The organism is Streptomyces sp. NPDC008121 (assembly GCF_042957155.1).
Lineage (GTDB): Bacteria > Actinomycetota > Actinomycetes > Streptomycetales > Streptomycetaceae > Streptomyces.
Genome location: NZ_JBIBHT010000001.1, coordinates 420,467 through 436,932, shown reverse-complemented (window position 1 = coordinate 436,932; position 16,466 = coordinate 420,467). Strand labels below are relative to the sequence as shown.

General features: G+C 72.7%; 16 protein-coding genes and 1 tRNA gene. 11 read left to right on the top strand and 6 right to left on the bottom strand.

All coding sequences use genetic code 11. The features are described from left to right. Positions 1-16: 16 nt before the first annotated feature. Positions 17-1,489, bottom strand: a complete 1,473-nt coding sequence (locus ACFZBD_RS01965) for an aldehyde dehydrogenase family protein (protein ID WP_391133725.1) — start codon at positions 1,487-1,489, stop codon at positions 17-19. A gap of 169 nt (positions 1,490-1,658) precedes the next feature. Continuing rightward, on the bottom strand, positions 1,659-2,405 hold the full coding sequence (locus ACFZBD_RS01960; protein ID WP_391133721.1) for a sortase domain-bontaining protein: 747 nt from the start codon (positions 2,403-2,405) through the stop codon (positions 1,659-1,661). A 274-nt stretch (positions 2,406-2,679) separates the two neighbouring features. Here ACFZBD_RS01960 and ACFZBD_RS01955 point away from each other — a divergent pair, with 274 nt between their 5' ends. From ACFZBD_RS01955 to ACFZBD_RS01915, 9 genes are all read left to right on the top strand, one after another. Beyond that, entirely contained in the window at positions 2,680-4,125 is a 1,446-nt protein-coding gene (locus ACFZBD_RS01955) for a glyceraldehyde-3-phosphate dehydrogenase (protein ID WP_391133718.1), read from the top strand. Positions 4,126-4,445: 320 nt separating this feature from the next. Continuing rightward, positions 4,446-5,354, top strand: coding sequence for a methyltransferase domain-containing protein (locus ACFZBD_RS01950; protein WP_391133715.1), 909 nt, complete (start codon positions 4,446-4,448; stop codon positions 5,352-5,354). Positions 5,355-5,664: 310 nt separating this feature from the next. Beyond that, a complete protein-coding gene (locus tag ACFZBD_RS01945; RefSeq protein ID WP_391133712.1) occupies positions 5,665-6,303 on the top strand; it encodes an FxLYD domain-containing protein in 639 nt (212 codons plus the stop codon). Between the two features lie 448 nt (positions 6,304-6,751). Then, a complete protein-coding gene (locus ACFZBD_RS01940; RefSeq protein ID WP_391133710.1) occupies positions 6,752-7,843 on the top strand; it encodes a substrate-binding domain-containing protein in 1,092 nt (363 codons plus the stop codon). Positions 7,844-7,970: 127 nt separating this feature from the next. Further along, positions 7,971-8,750 carry an ATP-binding cassette domain-containing protein gene (locus ACFZBD_RS01935; RefSeq protein WP_391133707.1) on the top strand — a complete coding sequence of 260 codons (780 nt, stop codon included), beginning with the start codon at positions 7,971-7,973 and terminating at the stop codon, positions 8,748-8,750. After that, positions 8,747-10,024, top strand: a complete 1,278-nt coding sequence (locus tag ACFZBD_RS01930; RefSeq protein WP_391133704.1) for a sugar ABC transporter permease — start codon at positions 8,747-8,749, stop codon at positions 10,022-10,024. Before ACFZBD_RS01935 ends, ACFZBD_RS01930 begins: the two co-directional genes overlap by 4 nt. A gap of 326 nt (positions 10,025-10,350) precedes the next feature. After that, on the top strand, positions 10,351-11,607 hold the full coding sequence (locus ACFZBD_RS01925) for a serine hydrolase (RefSeq protein ID WP_391133701.1): 1,257 nt from the start codon (positions 10,351-10,353) through the stop codon (positions 11,605-11,607). A gap of 211 nt (positions 11,608-11,818) precedes the next feature. Next, complete coding sequence (locus tag ACFZBD_RS01920) at positions 11,819-12,022, top strand: cold shock domain-containing protein (protein WP_391133698.1); 204 nt, start codon at positions 11,819-11,821, stop codon at positions 12,020-12,022. Between the two features lie 66 nt (positions 12,023-12,088). Beyond that, positions 12,089-12,163 (top strand) — tRNA-Met (locus ACFZBD_RS01915). A gap of 145 nt (positions 12,164-12,308) precedes the next feature. On the opposite strand, the gene ACFZBD_RS01910 is transcribed toward ACFZBD_RS01915, so the two are convergent. Together ACFZBD_RS01910 and ACFZBD_RS01905 are read right to left on the bottom strand one after the other, a co-directional pair. Next, entirely contained in the window at positions 12,309-12,722 is a 414-nt protein-coding gene (locus ACFZBD_RS01910; protein ID WP_391133696.1) for an excalibur calcium-binding protein, read from the bottom strand. A 264-nt stretch (positions 12,723-12,986) separates the two neighbouring features. Then, positions 12,987-13,661, bottom strand: coding sequence for a type III effector protein (locus ACFZBD_RS01905; protein ID WP_391133693.1), 675 nt, complete (start codon positions 13,659-13,661; stop codon positions 12,987-12,989). Between the two features lie 133 nt (positions 13,662-13,794). Here ACFZBD_RS01905 and ACFZBD_RS01900 point away from each other — a divergent pair, with 133 nt between their 5' ends. Then, positions 13,795-14,229, top strand: a complete 435-nt coding sequence (locus ACFZBD_RS01900) for an Hsp20 family protein (protein ID WP_391133690.1) — start codon at positions 13,795-13,797, stop codon at positions 14,227-14,229. A gap of 156 nt (positions 14,230-14,385) precedes the next feature. Next, a complete protein-coding gene (locus ACFZBD_RS01895) occupies positions 14,386-14,829 on the top strand; it encodes a DUF2267 domain-containing protein (RefSeq protein WP_391133687.1) in 444 nt (147 codons plus the stop codon). Positions 14,830-14,862: 33 nt separating this feature from the next. On the opposite strand, the gene ACFZBD_RS01890 is transcribed toward ACFZBD_RS01895, so the two are convergent. After that, positions 14,863-15,621, bottom strand: a complete 759-nt coding sequence (locus ACFZBD_RS01890; RefSeq protein ID WP_391133683.1) for an anti-sigma factor domain-containing protein — start codon at positions 15,619-15,621, stop codon at positions 14,863-14,865. Further along, positions 15,618-16,223 (bottom strand): ECF RNA polymerase sigma factor SigK, encoded by a 606-nt coding sequence (gene sigK, locus ACFZBD_RS01885; RefSeq protein WP_391133680.1) that lies wholly within the window; start codon positions 16,221-16,223, stop codon positions 15,618-15,620. Before sigK ends, ACFZBD_RS01890 begins: the two co-directional genes overlap by 4 nt. Between the last annotated feature and the right edge of the window lie 243 nt (positions 16,224-16,466).

Sequence of the window (16,466 nt, the reverse complement as noted above, 5' to 3'; positions counted from 1 at the left end):
CCCGCGTCTCACGGGGTCAGGCGAACCAGCCCTGCGGCTCGGGTGCGGTGTTGCGCCAGATGTGCTTGGTCTCGCGGTACTCCGCCAGGCCGGCCGGACCGAGCTCCCGCCCGGTGCCGGACTGCTTGAAACCGCCCCACTCGGCCTGCGGCACATAGGGGTGGTAGTCGTTGATCCATACGGTTCCCAGGCGCAGACGTGCCGCCATGCGCCGGGCCTTGCCCTCGTCGCTCGTCCAGACCGCGCCCGCGAGACCGTAGATCGTGTCGTTCGCGAGCCGTACGGCCGCGTCCTCGTCACCGTCGGCGAACCGCTCCACGGTCAGCACCGGCCCGAAGGACTCCTCCCGCACCACCGACATCTCGCTCCGGCAGGCGTCGAGGACGGTCGGCAGGTAGTAGTACCCCTCGTCGTACGCGGGGCCTTCCGGCCGGGCCCCGCCGCAGCGCAGCACCGCGCCCTCGGCGATGCCCCGCTCGACGTACGCCTCGACCTTGGCGCGGTGGGCGGCCGAGATCAGCGGCCCCGTCCGCGCGTCCTCGTCGAACGGGCCGCCGAGCCTGATCTCCTGTGCCCTGCGGACGAGTTCGTCGACGAACCGGTCGTGCAGTGAGTCCTCGACGAGCAGCCGGGCGCCCGCCGAGCAGACCTGGCCCGAGTGCAGGAAGACCGCCGTCAGCGCCATGTCCACGGCCGCCTCGAAATCGGCGTCGGCGAACACGATGTTCGGGTTCTTGCCGCCCAGCTCCAGGGCCACCTTCTTGACCGTCCCGGCGGCCGCCGCCATCAGCCGGCGGCCGGTCTGCAGACCGCCGGTGAAGGAGACCAGGTCGACGTCGGGATGGTCGGCGAGCGGCGCTCCCGCCTCCGGGCCGGCGCCGAGGACCAGGTTGGCGACCCCGTCCGGCAGTCCCGCCTCGGCGAGCAGCCGCATCAGGTGGATCGCGGTGTGCGGGGTGAGTTCGCTCGGCTTCAGCACGAAGGTGTTGCCCGCGGCGAGCGCCGGCGCCACCTTCCACGCGGTCTGGAGCAGCGGATAGTTCCACGGCGTGATCAGCCCGCAGACCCCGACCGGCTCGTGCACGACCCGGCTGTCGGCACCCGCCGTACCCGTGTCGATCACGCGTCCCGCCTCGGCGGCGGCGAGCCGCCCGAAGTAGCGGAAGCAGTTGACGATGTCGTCGATGTCGTACGCGCTCTCCACCAGTCGCTTGCCGGTGTCGAGGGACTCGGCGCGGGCCAGCGCCTCCTTGTCCCGGGCGAGGAGGTCCGCCACGCGCAGCAGCAGGTCACCGCGGTCCGCGGCGGGGGTGGTGGGCCACGGGCCCTCGTCGAAGGCGCGGCGCGCGGCCGCGATGGCCTCGACGGTGTCCTTGCCGCCGGCCTCGTCGACGACGGCGACCAGCCCGCCGTCGGCGGGACACCGGATCTCACGGGTGCGCCCGTCGAGCGCGGACCGCCAGCTTCCGTCGATGAAGAGTTCGGGCATGTTCTCGTTCCTCCAGGTCAGCGCCGTCGGGAGGCGCCTTCGCGGCTGGGCACCTATCCGGCGGGCCGTCTTCTATGCCGAATGTGACGGTCGCCACGTCGGCGGGAGGAACTTCGGAGGAGGGTGGGAGGCCAGGAGACCGTGGCCGGGAGGAGAGGGGGGAAGGGGCTCAGGACGCGGCCGGCCGGGTGGAGGTCAGAACGCCGATCTTGTCGATGCGGTGCTCGGGGTTGCCGTTCTCGTCGCGCCAGAAGTTGCCCGCCGCGTCGTCCTCCGGCGTCGCGCAGGTGGATATCGTGATCATGGCCTTGGTGGGCTTCACGCCCGGCTCGCCCGGAACCGCCGCCCGTTGCTCGGCGAGGGAGCGCTCGGACCGGAAGGACGTCTGCCGGGTCTCGACGATCTCGTACGTGTACACCGTGCCGTCCGCCGCCCTGACGGAGACCGAGTCGCCCTTCTTCACCTCGGGGAGGTCCCGCAGCGGCCCTCCCGCCGAGAGCCGGTGGGCCGTCACCAGGAAGTTGCCGACCTCCCCGGGGCCGACCCCGCCGCCCTTGCCGTACGGGCTGGCGGCGACGCCGCGGTCCTGAATCCGGGTGCCCGGCGTGTCGTCGGTCGTCCCCTCGTACGGCACGACCCGCAGGTCCTCGATGCCGATCGCGGGCAGGGAGAGCCGGGACGGCCGTGTCCGCTCGGCGGGATCCGGGGTCGGCGCCGTCGCGACGGGGGCCGCGGGCGGGGCACCGGGCGGTGTGCCCGTCGACGGAAGGGAGGGGCTGGGAGCCGCCGGGGCCGGAGACGTCGTCCCCGGCGCGGGGGAGGGCGCCGTCGCACGGCTGCCGAGGACGGAGCATCCCATCAGCGCGGCGAGGGCCGCGGCGAGGAGGGCGAGGGTGAGGGCTCTGGCACGGATCATGGCGATTCCCGAAGGGCAGCCGAGAAAGCTCGGGTCACCGACGGCGGCGATGACCGCACAACGCCGTAACGACGTCTTTCGATCGCCTATTCCCCTGACGATCGTGCGTACCGCGGGAGGTGCCGCGAGCGACCGGTCTCCGGCCGGGAGGCTCTGGCGCGGCGCCGGTAGAGGCCCGAGTGGGGTCCCGAGGGGCCGTTCCCCAGGCCCCCTTGAAAGATCAAACGACAGCCGGGTTAGCATATGAGCGCCGCCTAGCTCGAAAGATAAGCCTGTGACTGTCAATGACGACTCGTTCACCAACTGGAAGCACCGCGAGGAGATCGCGGAGTCGATGATCCCCATCATCGGGAAGCTGCACCGCGAGCAGGACGTGACCGTCCTCCTCCACAGCCGCTCCCTGGTGAACAAGTCGGTGGTCAGCATTCTCAAGACCCACCGATTCGCTCGGCAGATCGCCGGTGAGGAACTCTCGGTCACCGAGACCCTGCCGTTCCTCCAGGCCCTCACCGCGCTGGACCTCGGCCCCTCCCAGATCGACATCGGCATGCTCGCCGCGACGTACAAGACCGACGACCGCGGTCTGACGGTCGCCGAGTTCACCGCCGAGGCCGTCGCCGGTGCCACGGGCGCCAACAAGATCGAGCGCCGCGACGGACGCGACGTCGTCCTCTACGGCTTCGGTCGCATCGGCCGCCTCGTCGCCCGCCTCCTCATCGAGAAGGCCGGCTCGGGCAACGGTCTGCGCCTGCGCGCCATCGTCGTCCGCCAGGGCGGCGACCAGGACATCGTCAAGCGGGCCTCGCTGCTGCGCCGTGACTCCATCCACGGCCAGTTCCAGGGCACCATCACCGTCGACGAGGCGACCAGCACGATCGTCGCCAACGGCAACGCGATCAAGGTGATCTACGCCAACGACCCCTCCGAGGTCGACTACACGGCGTACGGCATCAAGGACGCCATCCTCATCGACAACACGGGCAAGTGGCGCGACCGCGCGGGCCTCTCCAAGCACCTGCGCCCCGGCGTGGACAAGGTCGTCCTGACGGCCCCCGGCAAGGGCGACGTGCCCAACATCGTCCACGGCGTCAACCACGACACCATCAAGCCGGACGAGCGGGTCCTGTCCTGCGCCTCGTGCACCACGAACGCGATCGTCCCGCCGCTGAAGGCCATGGACGACGAGTACGGCGTCCTGCGCGGTCACGTGGAGACCGTCCACTCGTTCACGAACGACCAGAACCTGCTGGACAACTACCACAAGGCCGACCGTCGCGGCCGCTCGGCGCCGCTGAACATGGTGATCACCGAGACCGGTGCCGCCTCCGCCGTCGCCAAGGCGCTGCCCGACCTGAAGGCGCCCATCACCGGCAGCTCGATCCGCGTCCCCGTCCCGGACGTCTCGATCGCCATCCTGAGCCTGCGCCTGGGCCGTGAGACCACCCGCGACGAGGTCCTGGAGTACCTCCGCGACGTCTCGCTGCACTCGCCGCTCAAGCGTCAGATCGACTTCACCACGGCCCCCGACGCGGTCTCCATGGACTTCGTCGGCTCGCGGCACGCCTCGATCGTCGACGCGGGCGCCACCAAGGTGGACGGCGACAACGCCATCCTCTACCTCTGGTACGACAACGAGTTCGGCTACTCCTGCCAGGTCATCCGGGTCGTGCAGCACGTCTCCGGAGTCGAGTACCCGACCTTCCCGGCCCCGGCGGTCTGATCCCGACGGAGATCTGACACCGGACACCGGCTCGGCCGAAAGGGGCGTCCGACTACCCGCACGGGTCGTCGGACGCCCCTTTCGGCCGCACGGCGCGCTCTCAGCCTCAGGCACGGCGCGCCTGAAGCGGGCGGGCGATGCAGGATGGGCGGACGGCGGCCGCGGGACGGGCCGCCCGGCACCGCCGCCCCCGCCTGGAGAGGTCCGGCCATGAGACTGTCCGACGACCCGCAGTCCGACGACCCGCTGTTCCGGTCCCGTGCCGCCCGGCGACGGCGGCCCGTCACGGCCGGCGCCCCCGGCGTCACGACGGCGACGCCGTGACCGCCGCACCGCACGGGGCAGCGCCCCACGGCGCCGGGCCCGGCGGGGGCGCTCCCGAGGACGCGGCCGGCCCGGACACCCCGGACGGCGGGCGCTACGGCGAGGCCGTCTTCCGCCCCGGACAGGCGGGCGAGGCCGAGCGCATCGACTTCGGCGCCCTCGCCTACGACGACCTCACCCGGGCACGCCTCCGCGCCCTCGGCGTCGGCCCGGGCTGGCGCTGCCTCGACGTCGGCGCCGGCACGGGGACGGTCTCCCGCTGGCTGCTGGAGGAGGCCGGGGCCGCGCACGTGCTCGCCGTCGACCGCGACGTACGCTTCCTCGGCGCGCGGCCCGCACCCGGGCTCGACGTGCTGGAGGCCGACATCACCGCCCCGGACTTCGCGCCGGGCCGGTTCCGCCTGGTCCACGCGCGGTTCGTGCTGATGCACCTGCCCGAGCGGGAGCGGCTGATCACCCGCCTCGCCGAACTCGTCGAGCCCGGCGGTGTGCTGGTGCTCAGCGACGCGGTGGACCTGACGAGCGACCGTACGGGTGACCCGCCGGGCGGCAGGCCGGCCGGCACGCCGTACGCCGCGATGATGCGGGCGATGTGGCGGGGGCTGCGGGACACCATCGGCACGGACGTCACCTGGGTTCCGTCCTACCCGGACCTGCTGCGGGCGGCGGGGCTCGGGTCCGTCGCCGCCGAGATCCATGTGCCGCCGCTGGTGCCGGGCAGCCCCATCAGCCGCTTCTGGGCGGACACCTGGGAGCGGAGCAGAACGGCGATGGTCGCCACCGGCCTGGTCGACGACGCCGTCGTCGACGAGGCGATCCGCTACCTGGACTCCGAGGAGTGCGCCGCGCTGTCGGCCGGCATGCTCACCGCCTGGGGCCGAAAGCCCGCGGAGGGCGCCCGCTGAGAGGCGCGGATGCCCGTGGGGGGCGCCCGCTGACCGGCCCGGGGGCGGAAGGCCGTGGGCATCCCCTGGCCGCGTGGGGGCGGAAGGCCGTGGGGGAGCACCCCCTGCCCACGCGGGGCGGAGCGCCTGTCATGTCTCGGTGTGTACGGGGCTCCTGCGCCCCGCTCCCACGGTCGTACCCGCTCGTCTCGCGGCCGGCGGGACTCCGGGAGAGCATGACCGGGACGGTGTCGGGCCGCCCGGCGGCGCCCGGCCCGCTCCCGCGCCGGCCCCCGATCGCCCTCCGCCCCCCGACAGAAGGACGAGCCGCGTGACCCCCTCATTCCGCAGGAAGCATCCCGTCCGCGCCCGCGCGGCGAGCGCCGCGTCGGCGGTCGTCCTGGCGGCCCTCTCCGCCACCGCCCTCGTCTCGTGCGGCTCGGACGACGACTCGGGCGGCAGCTCGTCGGTCAGCGACGGAGCCACACCCCCCGACCAGGAGTCCTTCGCCGGCGAGCCGCCCTCCGCGCTCGCCTCCGCGGCCGAGTCCGCCGCCGCCGAGGCCCGGGAGTCGGCCTCCTCCGCCGCGGCGTCGGCATCGGCCCGCGAGGCCTCCCGCAAGGCCTCCATCGGGACGGACATCGAGCAGTCCCGGCAGGCGGCCCAGAACGCCTTGAAGGACGTCGACGGCCGCGGCAACGCCCTGAACGAGGTCGGGATGACGGGCAAGCCGCGCGCCGAGACGGGCGGACGCCTCGCCGTCCTCGTCTCGGTCACCAACAAGACGGGGGCGGAGGCCTCCTACGCCGCCCAGGTCGACTTCCTCGACGCCTCCGGCAAGGTCGTCGAGACCCAGTTCGTCGGCACCGAGGACCTCGCCCCCGGGGGACGCGCCCAACTCCTGGTCACCAGCCGCGAGCCCGCCTCACCCCCGCTCACCCCCCGGCTGACCAAGGCACAGCGCTACTGACACCGCCTACCCCCGAAGGCCCGCGACGGCTGGCCGGGCCCTGCCCTCCCGGCCTCATACCCGAAGGCCCGCGACGGCCGGGCCCGAGCCGCCCGGCCCCACATGCGGCTGCTCCGCCATACCCGGCCGCCGCACCCGGCCCACCCCGCGCCTGGCGTCGCCGCCGAAGCCCGGGTGCGCGCCGACCTCCGTCGCCGCCCGGCCTCGCGAGGCCTTCCGTCGCCCGCCGGGAAGGGGGCGTCTCCTCCGTGCCCTGACCTTCTCGTCCCGTATCGACGGGCGTATGCCCGGACGGCCCCCGGGGCCGCCCGGCGGCGTCCGGCCGCCGCGCCCCGGCGGTTCACCCGCTTGCCGGTCCCCGGCTTGCCGCTAATGTCGATATAGGCGATATGTGCAACCTCGTTCCCGCGCTCGTCCGAGGGAAGGGGGCGTACGAGAGGAGCCTCCCATGACCCGTACATTGCGCGGGGCGATAGCCCTCGCCGGAGCCGTGGCCCTGTCCCTGGGCGCGGTCGCGACCACCGGCGCATCCTCGTCGGCGGCGGACAGCGCGGCGCAGGGCGAGGTGAAGATCGGGCTGCTGCTGCCGGAGAGCAAGACGACGCGGTACGAGAAGTTCGACCGGCCGTACATCGAGCAGAAGATCAAGGAACTGGCCCCCGACGCGCAGATCGACTACTACAACGCGGCCGAGAGCGCCACGACCCAGCAACAGCAGGTCAACACCGCGCTCGCCAAGGGCGACAAGGTGCTGATCCTGGACGCCGTCGACGCCAAGTCGATCCAGTCCTCCGTGCAGAAGGCCCACGACGCGGGCGTGAAGGTCGTGGCGTACGACCGCCTCGCCCAGGGCCCCGTCGACGCCTACGTCTCGTACGACAACCGCAAGGTGGGCGAGCTGCAGGGCCAGGCCCTGCTCGACGCGCTCGGCGACAAGGCCGGGAGCGGCCAGATCGTGATGCACAACGGCTCGCCGACCGACCCGAACGCCGCCGAGTTCAAGGCCGGCGCCCACTCGGTCCTCGACGGCAAGGTGAAGATCGGCAAGGAGTACGACACGCCGAACTGGGACCCGAACAACGCCAACCAGCAGATGTCGGGCGCCATCAGCTCGCTGGGCAAGGAGAACATCGTCGGCGTCTACTCGGCCAACGACGGTCTCGCCGCCGGCATCGCCACCGCCCTCAAGGCGGCCGGCATGAACGTGCCGCTGACCGGCCAGGACGCCCAGCTCGACGCCGTCCAGCGGATCCTCCTCGGCACCCAGACGATCACGGTCGAGAAGCCGTACAAGCCGGAGGCCGACATCGCCGCGACGATGGCCGTCAACCTCGCGGAGGGCAAGCCGATCCCCGCCGACCTGACGCCCACCACCGTCACCAGCGGCAGCGGACAGAAGGTCCCGGCCAACCTCCTGACACCGATCGTGGTCGACAAGGACAACATCAAGGACACGGTCGTCAAGGACGGCATGTACACCGTCCAGGAGATCTGCACCCCGGCCTACGCCGCGGCCTGCAAGGAAGCCGGTCTCCAGTAGCCACGAGACACCGCCCGCCCCGACCGGCGGTACGCCGCCGGCAGGACGCCCGTGCGGCGTCCCGCCCGGGCAGCGGAACGCCGGTCCGGCGGGCGGTGACGGGGGCGAACGGGAGGAGGCGGTTCCGATGCCGGAGCCACCCGTGCTCACCCTCCGGGGCATCTCCAAGCGGTTCGGCGCGGTGCAGGCGCTGTCCGGCTTCGACCTGGAGGTCCACCCCGGCGAGGTCGTCGCGCTCGTCGGCGACAACGGCGCCGGCAAATCGACCGCCGTCAAGGCGATCGCCGGCGTGAACCCGCCCGACGAGGGCGTCATCACCTGGGAGGGCCGCCCGGTCGCCATCAACAGGCCGCACGACGCCCAGCACCTCGGCATCGCGACCGTCTACCAGGACCTGGCGCTCTGCGACAACCTGGACGTGGTGGGCAACCTCTACCTCGGCCGTGAACTGCGCCGCTTCGGCGTACTGGACGAGGTGAGCATGGACAAGCGCTCCCGCGAACTGCTCGCCACGCTCTCCATCCGCATCCCCAGCGTCCGCATCCCCGTCGCCTCCCTCTCCGGCGGCCAGCGCCAGACCGTGGCCATCGCCCGCTCCCTCATCGGCGAGCCCAAGGTCGTCATCCTGGACGAGCCCACCGCCGCCCTCGGCGTGGAACAGACCGCGGAGGTCCTCGACCTGGTCGAGCGACTGCGCGACCGCGGCCTCGGCACCATCCTGATCAGCCACAACATGGTCGACGTCATGGCCGTCGCCGACCGGATCGCGGTCATGCGCCTCGGCCGCAACAACGGCTTCTTCGACAAGCGCTCCACCACCACCGAGGAGATCATCTCCGCCATCACCGGTGCCTCCGACAGCGCCGTCACCCGCCGCCAGGCGCGGAAGCGGGAGGAGGACCGATGAGCCGCGACCGAGGCCCCGACGACGTCTCCGCCCAGGAGCCGGCGCGCGACGCGATGCCCGCCGTCGACAGCCGGCTGCTCGTCCGCGAGGAGGGAGTGCGGGGCTACCTCGGGGAGTTCCGCCGCAAGCTGCGCAGCGGTGAACTCGGGTCCCTCCCCGTGGTCATCGCGGTCATCGTCATCTGGACGGTCTTCGGCAGCCTGAACAGCGCCTTCCTCTCCGCCCAGAACCTCTCCGACCTCAGCCAGCAGATCGTCGGCACCGGCATGATCGCCGTCGGGATCGTCTTCGTGCTGCTGCTCGGCGAGATCGACCTCTCCGTCGGCTCGGTCAGCGGCCTGTGTGCCGCGCTGTTCGCCGTCCTCAACGTCCTCAACGGCATGAACGAGTGGCTGGCGCTCCTCGTCGCCGTGGCGGGCGGAGCCGCCGTCGGCCTGATCCAGGGCTTCTTCTTCGCGAAGGTCGGTGTACCCGCGTTCGTCGTCACTCTGGCGGGCAACCTCGCCTGGAACGGGCTGATGCTGCAGGTGCTCGGCACCAGCGGCACCGTCAACATCCCCGCCGAGAGCATCGTCACCCGGCTCTACTCGACCATCTTCCACAGCCCGGCCGCCGCCTACATCACCGCGGCCGTGGGCGTCGGCCTCTTCCTGGCCGCCTCCCTGCTGGACGCCAACCGCCGCAGGGCTGCCCAGGTGCCGTTCCGGCCGGTCGCGGAGATCGCGCTGCGTACGGTCGTCCTCGCGGCGATCGCCTTCGCCACCGCTTACATCCTCAACCAGTACCAGGGTCTCCCGCTCGCCCTGCTGATCTTCCTGATCCTGCTGGTGGTGCTCGACTTCGTGCTGCGCCGTACGACCTACGGGCGGCGCGTCTTCGCCGTGGGCGGCAACATCGAGGGCGCGCGACGGGCCGGCATCAGCGTCGCGTTCGTGCGGATGAGCGTCTTCTCGATCTCCGGCGCAATGGCGGCGGTCGGGGGCCTCTTCCTCGCCGGGCAGATCCAGTCCGCGAGCCAGACCTCCGGCGGCGGCAACCTGCTGATGAACGTCATCGCCGCGGCCGTCATCGGCGGCACCAGTCTCTTCGGCGGCCGCGGTTCGGTCTGGTCCGCGTTGCTCGGAGCTCTGGTGATCGGCTCCATCCAGTCCGGGATGAACATCATGGGCGTCAGCAACGCCGTCCAGTTCATGATCACCGGATCGGTGCTGCTGGCCGCCGTGGTCGTCGACTCGCTCTCCCGGCGGAGCCAGAAGGCCGCGGGCCGCGCCTGAGGTCGCCCGCCCGAGATCCGCCTTCTCACCTAGGTCCTTCGACCGCCCCGCTCGCCGGGGCGGTCCCTCATGTGCCCGTAAGGGCGTACGGGCCCGTCCTCGCCCCCGCCTTCGGCCTCCTCATGCCGCGCCGTCCGACCGGAACCTGACGCTCCGTCGCATCGGTCGCAGACGCGTGCCCCGTGACAGGAACCAACGCGGCGCGTTGGCACTCATGCTCCATGAGTCCCGTGAACGGCGCGCCGTGCTCGCTCCGCCCGGGACCCGACGGCACACCCGACCCGTGTGCCGGAGCCATGAGCCGAGGAAGAAGCCGAGGAAGTCACGTGCCCCTGTCGCCGCGCCGACGTCTTGCCCTGAGCGCCACCCTGATCGCCGCGATCGTCGGCGGTCTCGCCCCCGCCACAGCCGCCTCCGCGGCACCGGCGGCCCCCACCACCCCTGCCGCCCCTGCCGTCCCCGCGACTCCCGCTCCCGACATGGACGGCGTGTCCGCGGCCCTGACCGCCGCCATGGCCAACGGCGCCCCCGGCGCGATGGCCCGCTTCACCGGTCCCGACGGCGTCCGCACGCGGACGGCCGGGGTCCGCGACCGCGTCTCCGGCGCGCCGATGGACACCCGGGCGCGCTTCCGGATCGGCAGCGTCAGCAAGACCTTCTCCAGCGTCGTCCTGCTCCAACTGGTCGACGAGGGCAGACTGGAGCTCGACGCGCCGGTCAACCGCTACCTCCCCGGACTGCTGCCCGACGACCGCATCACCGTCCGTCACCTGCTGACCCACCGCAGCGGCCTGGCCGACTACACCGACGCGATGTTCGCCAAGACCGTGCCCGGCTTCGAAGCCGTACGCAACCGCGTCTTCACGTACCAGGAGCTGGTCGACCTCTCGCTCGCCGAGCCCCGCACGACCGAACCGGGCGTGTCGTACAAGTACTCCAACGCCAACTTCGTCGTCGTCGGCATGCTCATCGAGGACGCCACGGGCACCTCGGTCGCCAAGCAGTACGATCGCCGTATCATCAAGCCGCTGAAGCTGCGCCACACCTCCTACGTCCACCCCGAGACGCGCATCAAGGGTCCGCACGTCCGCGGTTACCTCCACCCCGACGAGGAGGGCGGGCCGCTCGTCGACTCCACGGAACAGACGGTCTCCTGGGCCCAGTCGGCCGGCGCCGTCATCTCCGACCCGGCGGACCTGAACACCTTCACGACCGCGCTGATGCGGGGCAGGCTGCTCTCGCCCCGGATGCTGGACGCGATGACCACGGTCACCCCGACCGACGCCACCAACGCCCGCTTCTACGGACTCGGCCTGCGCCGCTACGACCTGTCCTGCGGCACCCAGGTGTACGGCCACACCGGCACCGTGCAGGGCTTTTACACCTACGCCTTCGCCACCCGCGACGGCCGGCGCGCGCTCTCCGCGATGGCGAACACGTCGAACCGGGGCTCGGCCAACACGGCGCTCGGCGGAACGCTGGAGGCCGCCTTCTGCGGCAAGAAGGCCCCGGCGGCGACGTCGAAGGCGCGGCGCTCTCTCTCCTCGCTCCCGGCTGAGGCCGACCTCTTCGAACGCCGCTGACCCCGGCCTCGGCCCGAGCCCGCGACGGCCGGCAGGCGGGTCGGCGGGCCGGATGCCATGGGGGCGGTGACACCCCCCAGACATTCGGCCCTGTCTGATCGAATGACCGGGCCGGGACGGGGTAGAACGGGTGCCGGGCGCCCTCTCTTCGGGGAGGGCCCCCGCTATTCGACCCGGCCGGGACCCCCGGCAAGATCTGAAGGAACGCAGTATGGCCAGCGGCACCGTGAAGTGGTTCAACGCCGAGAAGGGCTTCGGTTTCATCGCCCAGGACGGCGGAGGACCGGACGTCTTCGCCCACTACTCCAACATCTCCGGCAACGGCTACCGGGAGCTCGTCGAGGGCGAGACGGTCACCTTCGACATCACCCAGGGCCAGAAGGGCCCGCAGGCCGAGAACATCGTCCGCGGCTGACCCGCGACCGACCCGCGGAAATGCTCAGCGCCCCGCCGGTGCCACCGAGTACGCCGGTGTCACCGACGCGGGGTGGAGCAGCTAGGTAGCTCGCTGGGCTCATAACCCAGAGGTCGCGCGGTTCGAATCCCGCCCCCGCTACGAGCAGACAGGGGCCCGGCACCAGCCGGGCCCCTGTCGCATTCCTCCACGTTGTGCCGCCGCCGTACCGATGCCCCTTCGACATCCGCCCGGTACGCGGCTCGTCCCTTCCCGCACCGGCACACAGGTCAAGGCGCCGCCAGCGTCAGGAACCGGCGCGCCCGCGGCGCCGATGCAGTGCGTAGCCGAGGCCCGCCGCGGACATGACGGCGAGACCGAGGCCGACAGCGGTCTCGGCATCGGTAGGGCCGTAGGTTCCGCCCACACCGCCCTGAGCGCCCCGTGAGGGCATCACCGTCGGCCGGGCAGATGTCGGAAGGGGCACCGGTACGGCAGCGGTACTCCTGCGTGGAAGCACTTCGCAGGCGATCCCGTCGTCGGTGCCCCGGTCCTCGTCGAGCCGGTGCGGATCGCTCGGGTCCCGATTGAACTCGGCTTGGGCATCCTCCTGAAACGCGAAGTCCCTGCAATCCAGGTCCTGGGCGTGCGCGATCCCTGCCGTCGGGACGAGCGTCCCGACGGCCAAGGCGATGCCGGCGACAGCGGAGCGTCGGTTCATCCTGGCCTCCTCGCGATCGGTCGACCGTCGATTCGACGCTACGAGCGCCGCTATCCCACGGCGCGCCGGGTTAGGCCGAACTGTGTCGTACGGGCCCACTGGCCACGGCCTGAACGCCTGGGAGGTGGCGCCGGTTCTAGGCGGGCGCCTGGGCCTCTCGACACCTGCTCGTCCTCCCGTGCCACGGGCTTGACCGGGCGGTGCGGAGGCTCTCCCACCCGCTTCCGAGAGGCGCGGATCGGGTGGTCCTCCGAAGGTGCACCGTCAGGAGCCCTCGGGGGTGCGGCCGTTGGCCTCGCGCAGGCGGTCGGTGTGGCGGGTGATGGTGTCCACGCGGGCGGCGAGGTCAGGGTGGGCCGCTTCGAGGTGGCGGTGGGTGTCGATCAGGGGGCGGACCAAGGCGGCCGCGTCGTCGTCGCCGAGGGCTTCGGAGAGACGGGCGACCGGCGCGTCCGAGGCGGCCGGGAGGTCGCCGAGCGTCGTGATCTGGCCGGCGAGACGCCGCAGATCGGCGGCGTTGCCCCGTGCCCAGGCGGTCACCGACCGGTCCGCGGCGCGGCGGTCGCGGGTCGCCTGGACGCGCTGCTCGCCCGTCGTCCCCTCCGCGCCGGGGCGCACCCGGAGATAGCGGCGCTCGGCCGCCTGGCGGCTGGCGACACCGAGGGGGTGAGCCAGTTCGGCCCAGCTGGCGCCCGCCTCGCGGGCCGCCTCGATCAGGGTCGGCTCCCAGCCGGCGAGCCGTTCCCGCAGCTCGCGCAGGAGCAGGAGGGCGGCCAGTGCCTCCTCGGCGGAGCTGCCCTGGCCCGCCTCCGGGGTCTCCGCCGGCCCCGCGGCCCCGGTCGAGCGGACGGCCTCGTCGATCGCGGAGAGGGCGGCCGAGGCGGCGAGGAAGGACGGGTCGGCGGGGCCGGCCCGTCGAGGCCGGTCGGCTGCGGTCATGGGATCAGACTCCTTCGTCCGGTGTCACCCTTTCGATGACATCGTAGTTGTCATCGTTCCGATGACATGTTACAACGGTGTCAGGTGAAGCGCATTGGCAGTTTCTGCCCGAACCAACTGGAGGTGTTTCGCGATGTTGATGCGCACCGACCCGTTCCGCGAGCTCGACCGGCTCACCCAGCAGCTTCTGGGCGCGACCGGCACCTGGTCCAAGCCCTCGCCCATGCCGATGGACGCGTATCGCGAAGGGGACGAGTACGTCATCGCCCTGGACCTGCCCGGGGTGTCGAGCGACGCGATCGACGTCGACGTCGAACGGAACATGCTGACCGTGAAGGCCGAGCGCCGGCCGGTCACGCGCGCCGACGACGTGCAGATGGAGCTCTCCGAGCGGCCCCTCGGTGTCTTCTCCCGCCAGCTGATGCTGGCCGACACCCTGGACACGGAGCGGATCACCGCCGACTACGAGGCGGGCGTGCTGACCCTGCGGATCCCGATCGCCGAGCGCGCCAAGACGCGCAGGATCACCGTCGGCGCCGGAACCGACCGCAAGCAGATCAGCAGCTGAACTGCCCCCCTCGCGCGGAGGACGGACGACCGCGATTCCTCCCCTTCGCGGGCCGTCCCCCGGCCCGCTCCCGTCCTCCGCGCGCCCCGGGCCGGGCAAGCCACCGCCCGGCCCCGCACACGCGTCCACCACGATGAGAAAGGCACCCCTCCTTCCATGCTGACCCTGTCGGAACAGACCCCGCAGCGCCCGGCCGCGCCTGCCATGACGTTCGACCGGATGCTGGAACGCGTGCGCTACGAAGGCGCCTACCCCACCCGGGAGCGGGCCGAGGAGACCGTGCGCGCGGTCCTGGCCGCCCTCGGTCGGCAGATCACGGGCGACGAACGCGTCGACCTCGCGGCCCGCCTGCCCCTGGAGGCCGCCCGCGCCTTCACCTGCCAGATCCCCACGACCGACCCCCTCACCGGCTGGGGCTTCGTCAAGGACCTCGCCGAGCGCGTCGGCGGCACGCCCGCCACCGCACGATGGGACACCGGCGCCGTCCTCAACGTGGTCGCCGACCTCGCCGGCCGTGACCTCCTCGACCGCGTCCTCGCCCAGCTCCCGCCGGGGTACGGCCTGCTCTTCGGCCGCGCCGAACTGACCCAGGCCGCCTGAGCCGCCCGCGGCCTCCTGTACCGGCCCCCCGCGTCACGCCATGGGCAGCGCCAGGACCGCGACGGGCGCGGAGGTCGGCCGGGGCGAACCGCCCGCGGGCTCCAGCGTGAGGCCGACGGCCGTGGCGCGGTCCACCACGCCGGTGAGCAGCGTGGCCGAGGCAGCGGACCCCGAGGGCAGCAGGCCCGCCGGACGCATCACCCCCCGGTCGTCGAACCAGAGCTGGTACACCTTCCCGTCCGGAGGCTCCGGCAGGTCCGCGGCGGCGAACACGGCACGGTTCGCCGACGGCGCGTACACCACCGTCCCCACCGCGCCGCCCCGCAGGCGCGCCGTGGTGACCCGCGCGTCCGGCGCCGCCAGGACGGCGGCCACGCCCGCCGTCTCCGCCCGGGCCTGGTGCGCCGCCCGCCGGGCGTCCTCGGCCCGCTCGTACTGCAGGGCCGCCACACCCCCGAGGGCGACCGCCCCGACGAGGGACGCGGCGAGGGCCCAGCCCGGCAGTCGCCGCAGGCCGCGCAGGGCCCAGGCGGTACGGGCGGAGGGCTCCGTCGCGGGCGGGAACTGACGCACGGTGGTGATCCGGCGCAACACGTCCGCGCGCAGCTCCGGGCCGACCGGCTCGGCGACGGCGAGCCCCAGCCGCGCGGCCGTCTCGGACAGCTCGCGGACCTCGTGGGCGCAGGACGCGCAATGCGCCAGGTGCCGCTCGACGGCCTCGCGCTCCTCGTCCGTGTCGAGCGCGTCGAGGACATAGGCCCCGGTCATCGTGTGGAGGTCGGCGGCGTTCACGCGGCGACCCCCAGGCAGTCGCGCAGCCGGATCAGCCCGTCCCGCATCCGCGTCTTGACGGTGCCGAGCGGCAGCCCCATCAGCTCCGCGACCTCGCGATAGGTCAGACCCCGGTAGTAGGCGAGGGTCACCGACTGACGTTGGCGTTCGGTGAGACCGCGCAGGCAGCGCCGTACGCGCTCCCGGTCGAGCCGGTTCTCCACCTCCTCGGCCACCTCGTCGTAGGCCGGGGTGTGCTCGAGGAGCGCGACCCTCCGGGCGCGGTCCGTGGCCGCCTGTTCGGACCGCACCCGGTCGACCGCCCGCCGGTGCGCCAGGGTGAGCGCCCAGTTCAGCACCGACCCCCGGTCGGGCCGGTAGCGGGCCGCCGTGCGCCAGACGTCGACCATGACCTCCTGCGTGACCTCCTCCGACTGGGCGGGATCGCGCAGCACCGCACGCACCACACCGAGGACGGGCCCGGAGACGGCGTCGAAGACACCGGCGAACGCCTCCTGGTCCCCGCGGGCGACGCGCGCCATGAGCTCTCGCAGGTCCGCGCGCGGCGGCCCCGGCTCCGGACGGGGAGCGGGGCCGCCGCCCACGCGCGCGTTCTCTCTCACCGGGCGATCCTCCTTCACGTACGCGGGTACCGGGGCTCATTCGCCGCCGCCGCCCTCGCGGATTGGTCCGGTACCGGTTCCGCTCCGGCACGGGCCGCCCCCCGGCTCCGTACCGGCCACGCGTTCGGCCTAGAGAAGCGGCTCGCCGCGTCCGTCGGCGCCCCGAGCGGAGAACAATCGACGTAGTGCCCGCGCGACACGGGCGACATCCGTCGCGACAGTGTCCTCCCCGGCCGGAACGGA